This is a genomic window from Belliella aquatica, assembly GCF_014637795.1.
In the GTDB taxonomy this organism is placed as follows: domain Bacteria; phylum Bacteroidota; class Bacteroidia; order Cytophagales; family Cyclobacteriaceae; genus Belliella; species Belliella aquatica.
Window position 1 is genome coordinate 229,928 of the sequence record NZ_BMFD01000004.1, and the last position, 2,784, is coordinate 232,711.

The window sequence follows — 2,784 nt, forward strand, 5'->3', positions numbered from 1 at the left end:
TGTATTGTCAAAGGGAAAATACTTGTATTCAAAGACCGGGTATATTAATGATCAGTCCATTCCAAAATTCAACCCATCTAAAGCATTAGTAAAAGCTGAAAAACATTTTTCCCATCGGATTTCTTTGGCTAAAGGATTTTTTGACTGTGCGAAGGAAAGTCTCCGTAAGGGCAACAACAACATAACTGCTTTTTTGCTGCATCAGGCTGTGGAGCAGGCCTGCATTACGCTGATCATAGTGCATATCGATTACAGATCAGAATTTCATAACCTTAACCGACTATTGGGATTATGCAGAAGCTTTTCCGACGAACCCTATAAGCTCCTGATAGGAGAAATGCATGCTCGCCGAAGACAATTCGATATCCTCATTAAAAGTTATGGCAAAGCTAGATACGCCTCTGAATTCACTGTCTCCCAAAAAGATGCAGAAGAACTATGTGAAAATGTTTCATCTTTTATTGAATTGACAGAATTGATGTGCAAAAATAGGATCAAAAAATTTGAAGTAAAGCCCACTGAATTAAATCTCGTAACAGAAAAAACAGCATGATATGGAAAAGCAGATTCAAACAATCGATGAGAAGAAATTCTTCAGACTGCCATTTGATGAAGGGACTCATTGCCTCAGCGAAGAAATCCTCAATGCCAATTCAAAATTTAGAAAACCTCCTTACTATTACCGTATTGAGACATCGAAATTACACTTCAAAAATGAGGTCCTAACACTCTCAGTGAAGTTGCCAGATGAACCTAAAAAGCTGGTTTATTTGAAAGTTACAGAGAAGGAACTTCTAGTAAGCTGTAATTTTGATACTGATCAAAATTACCTAAGTCGCTATGCTTACTTCACACTGCTTAAGCACATGAATTATGAGGACAAGGCTTGCTTCAAGAAGTTTTATTGGCCGAACTTTTTTGATCAAATGACAGGAAGCAGTAAATATTTCAAAATCACAAATGATAGGAGGGGGTTCGATATAGAATTAAGACCCAAATATCCAACTTTTTATAAGCCTGGTGACGACTTACTCATATTACAAACGAAGCTGCAAACGCAAGAAGCAAAAACGTACAATAAAATTTCTCTGGATGATCTTCCAGATACTGACTATGCCATTGGATTTTGTTTAGCAGATACTCACTTGTCTTCATACCATTCAAATCATTATCCATTTTTAGTCCCCTTCCATGGATTACTTTCCAAAGACAGAGAGAGAATAAAGAATTTCACTTGTTTTCATTTAAGTGAGACTGATAGCAATGAATTGATTTTAAGTCAAACTCAAAAAGAACTCTCAAGAATCTGCTTCAAAATGCGAGAATTGGCACCATTAAGCAACTCAGATTGGCAGGATATATTTGTTGCAAATGAAGAGGAGCTAGAAAATGGGAAACAACTTTTCAAATTATGGCAGCAAGCTTATGAACTCATACTATCACAAAAGCATACTTATTTCTTCCATACAAGAGGATTAAGAAATGTCAATGGAAAACCAAGTAGGTCTTGGATGAGACCATGTGAGTTCAAGAAAGAGACACCACATTTAGTTATAAAAAGAATTGATAAAGGAGAATATTATAAAATAGAATTACGCTTCAAGATAAACGGGAAATTAAATATCCCTCAGTACCCAAACCTTGCTTTTTTTATAAGGCCAAAAACAAACTGGCTAAAAAAGTACCTATTGGGGAGTTTTGACGATTACTTAGTATCTTCTTTTTTCGCAAGGACTCAGTATAAAATGGCTGTTTTAAAGCCCCACTATAAAGGTGCCTTTGAAGATTTCATGAATAGTTTGGCAGAACGTTATGAAATTATAGAGGCTTGAGTTTAATGATTATTCTAGAAAACATTATCTAAATAGATCAAGGAAGAGCATAGAAATTCTGGTTTTATGATCCTGGACAATCAAACAGTAGGAAAAAATATCTCTCTCTTCCGTAAATTGAGACAGAAAAAAGCCTTTGAAGTAGCCTTTCATTTAGGTTTAAAGGAAGCGGCATATACCAAATATGAAAGAGGGGAGACAAAAATCACCATTGACCTCATCCAAAACATCTCTGAGTTTCTAAAAGTAAATCCACTTCACTTGCTAGTTTCTAACCCTGAACAACTCCTCCAAAATCTAAATCAAGATCCAATAATCCCCAGTTTCGAGAAAGACTCAAATAAAAGCGAAGACCACAATAAAACCCTGCATCAAATACTACAATCCATTCTAACCCTAAATGAATCCATCAAAGAAATTTTAATAGCTAACAAATAAAATTCAATTGTCATTTCCTTCATTCATTACCTCAGTTACCTAATTAACCATTTAACCAAATAACCAATTAACCCCTTTTTCTTCGCCATTTTTCATCCTTCATCCCTCCTAATTCCTCCCTTCTTTCCCCTGCTCCCTAGTACCAACGTAGTAGCAGTCTAGTATCAACGTTAGGGTAACGTAGGGGATACGTAGACCCCGTGACTAGACCCTGTAATTTCAATTATAAAAATAATACTATTTGAATCTTGGTAAAATTAAAAAATATCTCTTTATATGGTTTTAGGAGTGACCATCTAGTCCTAATCTTGTTTAAAGAAAAACCTTTTAATTTCACTCAAACCTTCTGATGCGGGTGGGAATGTTGGGGAACCGGGCGGGCGGTGGCCTTTTGCGGGTTGAAGGATTTTCCCAACTTGATTTTTTTGTTACTTTTTTGATCAAAGCCTGTCCCGATTATTTCGGGGCAAAAAAGTAAGAGAATATAATATATGCATCTCAAAACAGATTCTCT

General features: G+C 35.7%; 3 protein-coding genes. All 3 read left to right on the forward strand.

Going from position 1 to position 2,784, the window contains the following annotated elements:
• On the forward strand, positions 1 to 553 hold a 553-nt coding region (locus IEV57_RS07690; protein WP_229744265.1), incomplete at its 5' end, for a HEPN domain-containing protein.
• 1 nt (position 554) lies between these two features.
• Entirely contained in the window at positions 555 to 1,832 is a 1,278-nt protein-coding gene (locus IEV57_RS07695; protein ID WP_188441336.1) for a hypothetical protein, read from the forward strand.
• Between the two features lie 66 nt (positions 1,833 to 1,898).
• Positions 1,899 to 2,270, forward strand: a complete 372-nt coding sequence (locus IEV57_RS07700) for a helix-turn-helix domain-containing protein (protein WP_188441338.1) — start codon at positions 1,899 to 1,901, stop codon at positions 2,268 to 2,270.
• Positions 2,271 to 2,784 lie beyond the last annotated feature (514 nt).